This window comes from Kitasatospora sp. NPDC005856, assembly GCF_040629945.1.
Classification (GTDB): domain Bacteria; phylum Actinomycetota; class Actinomycetes; order Streptomycetales; family Streptomycetaceae; genus Kitasatospora.
The window spans coordinates 1-7,482 of the sequence record NZ_JBEXWT010000174.1 but is presented as its reverse complement, the minus strand read 5'-3'; the positions used below and the strand labels follow the sequence as shown (position 1 = coordinate 7,482).

Sequence of the window (7,482 nt, the reverse complement as noted above, 5' to 3'; positions counted from 1 at the left end):
GAGAACAGGATCACCGGGCGTTCGAACTCCCCCGCGACCTCGCGGAAGACGTGCACCGACTCGGCCTCCAGCGCGTCCAGGTGCGACAGCGCGAACGCGCTCCCCGGATTCTCCTTCTGGGCGTCCGTACGGACCGGGCTCTCGGTCACGGTGGTCATGCCAGGCCCCTCTCGACGAGCAGCGCGTGCACGGCGGACGCGGACTCGGGTGCGCTCTGGTGCTGGGACTCGACCCGCAGGTCCGGTGTCCGGGGCGCCTCGTACGGGTCGTCGACGCCGGTCAGGCCGCTGAGTTCGCCCGCCGCCTGCCGGGCGTACAGGCCCTTCACGTCGCGTGCCGAGCAGACCTCCAGCGGGGCCGCGACATGGACCTCCAGGTACGCGGTGCCCTTGGCGCGGTGGCGTTCGCGCACGGCCGCGCGGCTGTCCGCGTAGGGCGCGATCACCGGGACGAGCACCAGCACGCCGTGCGCGGCCAGCAGTTCGGCGACGAAGCCGATCCGCTGGACGTTGGTGTCGCGGTCCTCGCGGGAGAAGCCGAGGCCGGCCGAGAGGAAGCCGCGGATCTCGTCGCCGTCGAGCACCTCGACCCGGTGGCCCGCCGCCCGGAGGCGGCCGGCCAGCTCGTGCGCGATGGTGGTCTTGCCGGCGCTCGGCAGGCCGGTGAGCCAGACGGTGGCCCCCTGCCGGGTGCCGTCCACATTGCCGGTGGTCATCGCTCAGCCCACCGGGAGCGCGGTGGCCAGCGAATTCGCCGCCTGGAGGCTCAGGTTGAGGCCGGCCGCGGCCGGGTCGTCGGACCACGGCTGGATCCGGGCGCTCGCGGTGAGCCGGTTCAGCGCCGCGACGGGCGTGCTGCGCGGGGCCAGCCGGCCCGCCCGCCAGGCCTCGCGGAAGGCGATCGCGGCACCCTTGCTGTTGCGGTGCGCCACGCGCAGGGCGGGTACGAAGTGCACCCGGCCGCCCGTCTCGCCCAGCCGTTCGACGAGCCCGTTGTCGCTGGCCGTGACGACGTCGGGGAAGCCCTCGGCGGCCCGGAACAGGTCGGTCCAGACGGCGGAGTTTCCGCCGGCGAAGAAGGTCACCTCGCTGGCCGCGGCGTGCTGCGCGTAGCGCACCTCGTAGCGGTACTGCCGGGCCCGGGCCACCACTCCGCTGTCGAAGGGCAGCACCCGGCCGGTGATCGCCGCCCGCTCGGCGGTCAGCTCGGCGTCGAGGACCTGGAACCAGTCCGGCAGCGGCCGGGCGTCGTCGTCCAGGAAGGCCAGGACGTCGCCGGTCGCCTGCTCGGCGGCCAGGTTGCGGCTGGCCGCGGCGCCGATCCGGCGCGGGTTGCGGATCAGCCGGACGGCGAAGGGCTGCTGCGCCCCGTCGACGCGCAGCGGCTGGTCGGAGGCGTCGTCGACGAGGATCACCTCGTGGACGATCCCCGTGTCGCAGCCCGCGACGGCGGTCAGCAGATGCCGGATGTCGGACGGCCGGTTGCGCGTGGCGACGACGACCGAGACCCGCTTGTGCGGTGTTGCGTTGCTGCTCATGTCCGAGCTCCCCCTGTGTTCCTCGTGCGGTGTTACTCGTGCGGTGTTCTTCGTGCGTTCAGGCCGTACGGGCGGCGGCGAACGGGTCCAGCACCTCGTCGACCTCGGCGAGCAGGTCGCCGAGGGTGGCCCGGTCGTCCTCGGCGGCGGGCGCGGTGTCGATCCGGATGAGCCCGGCGGCCTGCCGGGCCAGCCGCTCGGCGGTCGCCGCGTCGGCCGCGCGCACCAGGACGTGGCCGCAGCGGTCCTCCGACCAGCGCAGCTCGTGCACGGTGTCGCCGACGTCCACCTGGACATCCACCTGGGTGACGCCCTCGGCGGCCTCGGCCGCCTCGATCCCGGTCACCGCGGTGACGACGCCGGGCTCGGCCACCAGGAAGCGGATCGCCGCGGCGCCCTCGGCCGGGTGCTCCCCGGGCAGCGGGTCGGCCTCGGCGGCGAGGCGGTAGGTGGCCTCCTCCAGGTCGACCCCGTGCACCAGCCGGACCAGGTCGTTGATGCGGTCCCCGCCGCGGCGGCTGTGCGCCTCCACGACCCGGGGGCCGTCGGCGGTGAGGATCAGCTCGGTGTGGGCGGGGCCGTCGACCAGACCGACGGCGTCGAGCACGGCGGTCACCAGGCTCCGGACGGCGGCCGACTCCTCCTCGGTGATCGCGGCGGGCACGACGTGGCCGAGCTCCACCACCCCGCCCCCGGTGTCCTTGCCGGTGACGGCCACGACCCGGTGGCGGCCGCCGACCGAGAACGTCTCCACGCTCAGCTCCTCGCCGAGGAGCAGCTGTTCGACCATGAACTCGTCGAGGCCGAACTCCTCGCGCCAGGCCCAGGCCGGGTCCACCTCGTCCACCGACCCGATCTTGCGGACGCCGAGGCTGCCCGAGCCCATGGTCGGCTTGAGCACCGCCGCGCCGTGCGTCTTGACGAACGCGCGCAGCTCCTCCCGCCCCGGGTTGGTCAGCGTCGGGACGGGCCCGATGCCCTCCGCGTTGAGCAGCGCCCGCAGGGCGGGCTTGTCGTGCAGGAGGCGGGTGGTGCGGGCGCTGTTGCCGGGCAGTCCCAGGGCGTCGGTGAGGTGGCCGGCCACCGCCTGGGCCGCCTCGGTCTGGGTGAACACCCGGGCGACGGGCTGGTGTTGGTGCAGAGCGCGGACGACGGCGGTGGTGGTCGGCACGTCCTGGTAGTCCAGGAGCAGCAGTTGGGCGCAGTGCGGCACCACCGCGGGGTCGAAGGCCGACGGCTTCTGGACGTGCACCACCGCGAAGCCGAGGGCGGCGGCCTTGCGGACGATGCCGGCCTTGCCGCCGAGGACGAGGATGCGGGTTGCGGACACGGGGGTGGTCACCTCTGGACGGTCGGTACGGGGGCGGCGGGGGCCGGGGCCGCAGCGGACTCCTGCAGGGCCTGCCACACGGCGGCGGTGTCCTGCGGCAGCTCGGCGCTGCCGGCCGCGGCCGGGGTGCGCGGGTTGAGGCCGGTCAGGTACCGGTGCAGGTCGAGCCCGACGAACTCGGACAGCCGGTCGCCCTCCTCGCCCCGGCACAGGGCCTGGTAGTCGATCACCAGTCGGCGCCCGGCGGGCACCTGTGGCTGGAACGCGAGCCAACGGGCGTTCCAGGAGGTCCACTTGGCCACCGCCGCGGCCTGACTCTCCGGCTTCCACGGCCGGTCGCCGGTCCACCGCAGCATGGAGCGGGCGGCCTCCTGCGGGTGGCGCACCAGCATGACGTACCGGGCGTCGGGCAGCACCTCCTCGATCCAGGGCAGGTGAAGCAGGTACTCGTTGTACTTGTCGCCCGAGTGCGGCAGGCCCTCGTTGCTCTCCAGCAGGATGCGCCGGGCCAGCGCGACCGGGTCGGCCCCGGCCTCGCCCTCGGCGACCTCACGGGCCGCCGTCCGCAGGCTCCGCTCGACCCGGGCGCGCCAGGCGGCGACGCCGGCGCCGTCCGGCGGGCGGCGGTCGAGGGCGTGCAGGATCTCGTCCGTCCGCAGGTGGCGGTCGGCCAGGTCGTCCTGTCCGAGCCAGCGGTGGAGCAGGTACGGCAGCTTGCCGTTGACCGTGAAGTGGCCTCCGGCGTCGTGGAACGCCAGGTTCATGGCGTAGGCCAGGGCCGTGGTGCCGCAGCGCTGGGCGCCCAGCAGGATCACCGGTGACGTCCTCACTACCGGACCTCTCTCACTGTCGTGTCGTGCGTCTGCTCGATCTCGGCCGCCATCTCCCGCAGCAGCCGCATGCATTCCGTACTGGCCTCGAAGCCGCCGGCCGTGAACGTCTCGCCCCAGGGCTCGTCGCGCTGTTCCGGGGTGAGCACCCGCCCGATCCGCCAGTGCGTCTCCAGCGAGAGCCAGCCCTGGTAGCCGTCCTCGGCCAGCGTGGCGAGGATCGCGGGCCACGGCAGGTCGCCGTCGCCGAGGCGCACGTAGGCGTTGCGCCCGTCCGGGTCCTTCACGTGGACGTGCCGGATGCGCTCGCGGCCGGCCTGGTAGTCGTCCGGGAACGGCGCCGGGTCCCAGCCGCTGAAGACGCTGTTGCCCGGGTCCCAGAGGATTCCGAGCCGGTCGTCGCCGAGCGCGTCCAGGAACTCCAGGGTGTGCCTCATGGTGGGGCTGTTGGTGCGCTGGCCGGTCTCCACGATCAGCGGGACGCGGTCGAACGGCACCCCGTCCAGCACTTCGCGGGCGGCCGCGGCCGCGCCGCGCGGGTCCGGGTCCCCCTCGCGGTAGAAGGTGAAGATCCGGACGAACGGCGCGCCCAGCAGCTCGGCCCGCCGGACGGAGTCCACGACCAGCTCCCGCACCTGCGCGATCTCGGTGGCGGTCCGCGGCAGCGCGCACTTCAGCGCGGGCGGGTCGAAGCCGACGACCTCCAGCCCGTGGGCGGCCACGGCGTCCCGCACGGCGCTCAGCTGCGCGTCGTCCATCAGGTGCGGCGGCACCTCGCCGGCGGACCTGATCTCCAGGCCGCCGAAGCCGAGCCGGGCGGTCTGCGCCGCGGCCGCGTGGATGTCCTGGGACAGTTCGTCGTTGATGATGGCGAGTTTCATGAAAGGGCCTCCGCCCCCGCCTCGGGGGCCGTGTCGATCGGGTACCAGCTCCGGAGCAGCGCGACGTCCTCGGCGAGCGAGGCCTCGGCCTTGGATTCCACGGTGACGGCGCGCAGGGCTCCGGCGGCGGTGAGCACCGCGCGGGTCTCGGCGGCGCACGAGGCCGCGAGCGGCCGGTGCCGCGAGGTGTCGGGGGCGCTCCAGTCGAATCCCTTGACCTGCGCGTGGGACGTCCACGGGGCGAGCGTCGCGGCCGCGGCCACCGGGTCGGGGTGGATCCGGGCCAGGCCCATCGTGTCGAGCAGCACCCGGCTGCCCGCCCGCTCGACCAGCTCGACCAGCTCCGGCACCGAGGCGTAGCCGTGGTGGGTCTCCACCAGGACCAGCTCCGGGCCGCCCACCAGCTCGGCGAGTTCGCGCACCTGGGCGAGCGTCGTCCCGATCCGGTCGGCGGCCAGGCAGCCGGCCGCCGCGAACACCTTCACCGGCACGCCCGGCTCCAGGAACGCCCGCTCGTCCCCGGTCGGGGCGGCGCCGTCGCCGAGGACGGTCCCGACGCCGACGAAGCACACCTCGACGCCCGCCGCCCGGAGCCCGGCCAGCCCCTCCCGCTGCCAGCCGTGGCCCTTGCCCGCCCGGACGTCGACGGCGGTGCCGCCCAGCGAGCGGACGAGCCGCGCCAGCTCCGTGGCGCCGAGCCCGGCCGCCGAGCCCGAGGAGAGGCCGATCATGGTCGTCATGCCGTCACCACCGGCTGCCGGGCGACCGCCGCCAGGATCTCGGTGACCCCGCGGGCGCCGTCCAGGTGGCAGCGGCGCGGCCGCTCGCCGGTCGCCACGGCCTCGGCCATCTCCCGGTAGACCTCGCGCCGCAGCGCGGCGGTCGGCTCGGTCGGCCAGGTCTGCTCGTCCCCGCCGATCTGGGTGCTCACCGTGCCGTCGGCGATGCACAGGCCGCGGTCGGGGCCCAGCACCTGCAGCCGCTCGGTGCGCAGGGCCGACTCCGCGGTGATCGTGAAGGCGAGGGTGGCCCCGGTGTGGAACTCGACCAGTCCGGTCGCCCGGGTGTCGATGCCCGGCGTCACCTCCCGGGCGGCGGCCAGCCGGACGGCCTCCGGGCGCCCCATCAGCTGGCAGGCCAGGTCGAGGTAGTGCACGCCCAGGTGCGCGGCGATGCCGCCGAACGCGGAGACCGGGTCGCTGCGCCAGCCGGCCCGCCGGTAGTGGGCCGGCGGCCGGAACCGCGACACCTCCAGGACGGCCGTCACCGCCGGGTCCGCCCAGCTGGTGGCGAGGGCGACGTCGGGCAGCCGCATCCGGTGCTGGAGCATCACCCCGATGGGCCGGCCGGCCCTGGCCGCGGCCCGGGTCAGCACGTCGAGCTCCTCGACCGACACCGTCGGCGGCTTCTCCAGGAGCACCGCCTTGCCCGCCGCCAGCGCCTCCAGCGCGAGCTGCGCGCGCCCGCCGGGCGGGACGCACAGCGCCACCAGGCCGATCCGCGGGTCGGCGAGCAGGCCCTGCCAGGACTGCGCCCGGTCCAGCGTGCCGGTGTCCGCGGACGGGTCCTGGTCCAGGACGGCGACGGCGTGGGCCTCGGCCAGTCCGTCCAGGGCCGCGGCGTGCTGACGGCCGGCCACGCCGAAACCGACGATTCCCACTCCGAGGCTCATCGCGCGTCACCCGCCGTGGCGAGGGCGCGGTCGGCCGTCCAGCCGAGCTGTTCGACGACCGCCCCGGGCACCGGCACGCCGTGTTCGCGGGCCCTGGCCTCGGCCCGTTCCTCCTGCTGTTCGGGCAGGTGGACGGCGGGCGCGCCCTGCGGGTAGCCGGCGGTGATCGCCGACGACAGCACCCCGAGCAGTTCGTCCACCGGCGGGTTGCCGAAGGCCGCCGGGGACAGCGCCAGGAACAGCTGCGAGCAGTCCATCGACCGCTCCGGCTCGGCGCGCTGCTTGTGCACCAGCGGGCTGACCGTGCCACCGGCCAGGATGCCGGCCAGCACCTCGGTGATCACGGCCACCCCGAGCCCCTTGTGACCGCCGAAGACCGGTACGGCACCGCCGCGGTCCAGCTCCTCCGGATCGGTGGTGGGCTTGCCCTGACGGTCGACCAGCCAGGTCGCCGGGACGGGCTCGCCGCGGTGCGCGGCGTGCCGGATCTTGCCACTGGCGACGGTGCCGGTGGCGAAGTCCACGACGAGCGGCCGCTGTTCGGTCCGGGGGACGACCATGCACACGGCGTCGTTGCCCAGGGTGGGGCGACCGGCACCGGGGGCGGCCACGCTGGGCCCCGAGATGTTCAGGACCAGGCCGACCACGCCGTGCCGCACGAAGTGCTCGCGGTAGGCGGCCAGCATGCCGATGTGGTTGTTGCCGCGGATGGCGACCGCGGCCATCCCGTTCTCGGCCGCCCGGCGGGCACAGTCGGCGGCGGCGAGTTCCGCGGCCACCTGGCCGAAGCCCCCACGGGCGTCGAGCACGGCGACGGGGCCCTCCTGGGAGATCCACTCGGGCTCGGCGGCGGGGTCGATGCCGCCCTTGCCCAGCCGGTCCAGGTACATCGGGAGCAGCCCGACACCGTGCGAGAAGTGGCCCCGCACGTCCGCGTCGACCAGGACCCGGGCCACCAGGGCGGCCCGGTCGGCGCCGACGCCGGCGTCCGTCAGGGAGCCGATCGCGGCCTCGGTCAGGGCCGCCGTGCCGAACCGGACCGCCGGCTCGGCGACGGTCTCCGGGCGCGGCGGCCGGTCCGGGTGCACCACCCGGTCGGCCGCCTCGGCGGCCCCGGCCCCGGCGGTGACCAGCAGCACCGCGCTGCCGCGCCGGGCCGCGGCCCGCGCCGCCTCCGCGGCCGGGCCGGCGTCGGCACCCGGCCGCACGCCGGTCGCGTCCACGACCGTCAC

At 75.4% G+C, this 7,482-nt stretch carries 8 protein-coding genes and 1 pseudogene; all 9 read right to left on the bottom strand.

Going from position 1 to position 7,482, the window contains the following annotated elements; all coding sequences use genetic code 11:
* Positions 1 to 158: pseudogene (locus ABZ449_RS41390) on the bottom strand (sulfate adenylyltransferase small subunit); the annotation flags it as partial.
* Complete coding sequence (gene cysC, locus ABZ449_RS41385; RefSeq protein WP_360357144.1) at positions 155 to 715, bottom strand: adenylyl-sulfate kinase; 561 nt, start codon at positions 713 to 715, stop codon at positions 155 to 157. The pseudogene ABZ449_RS41390 and the gene cysC, both read right to left, overlap by 4 nt.
* Before the next feature lie 3 nt (positions 716 to 718).
* Positions 719 to 1,537, bottom strand: a complete 819-nt coding sequence (locus tag ABZ449_RS41380) for a glycosyltransferase family 2 protein (protein ID WP_360357143.1) — start codon at positions 1,535 to 1,537, stop codon at positions 719 to 721.
* Between the two features lie 58 nt (positions 1,538 to 1,595).
* On the bottom strand, positions 1,596 to 2,867 hold the full coding sequence (locus tag ABZ449_RS41375; protein ID WP_360357140.1) for an ATP-grasp domain-containing protein: 1,272 nt from the start codon (positions 2,865 to 2,867) through the stop codon (positions 1,596 to 1,598).
* 8 nt (positions 2,868 to 2,875) lie between these two features.
* Entirely contained in the window at positions 2,876 to 3,682 is an 807-nt protein-coding gene (locus tag ABZ449_RS41370) for a sulfotransferase (protein ID WP_360357137.1), read from the bottom strand.
* 14 nt (positions 3,683 to 3,696) lie between these two features.
* Positions 3,697 to 4,578 carry a sugar phosphate isomerase/epimerase family protein gene (locus ABZ449_RS41365; protein ID WP_360357135.1) on the bottom strand — a complete coding sequence of 294 codons (882 nt, stop codon included), beginning with the start codon at positions 4,576 to 4,578 and terminating at the stop codon, positions 3,697 to 3,699.
* The gene (locus ABZ449_RS41360; protein WP_360357132.1) at positions 4,575 to 5,318 is read right to left on the bottom strand and encodes a hypothetical protein; all 744 of its coding nucleotides are present in this window, start codon (positions 5,316 to 5,318) and stop codon (positions 4,575 to 4,577) included. The genes ABZ449_RS41365 and ABZ449_RS41360 overlap by 4 nt, the downstream gene beginning before the upstream one ends.
* The gene (locus ABZ449_RS41355) at positions 5,315 to 6,238 is read right to left on the bottom strand and encodes a Gfo/Idh/MocA family oxidoreductase (RefSeq protein WP_360357129.1); all 924 of its coding nucleotides are present in this window, start codon (positions 6,236 to 6,238) and stop codon (positions 5,315 to 5,317) included. Before ABZ449_RS41355 ends, ABZ449_RS41360 begins: the two co-directional genes overlap by 4 nt.
* Before the next feature lie 8 nt (positions 6,239 to 6,246).
* Positions 6,247 to 7,482, bottom strand: a 1,236-nt coding sequence (locus ABZ449_RS41350; protein ID WP_360357126.1) for an Ldh family oxidoreductase, incomplete at its 5' end; no start/stop codon positions are given.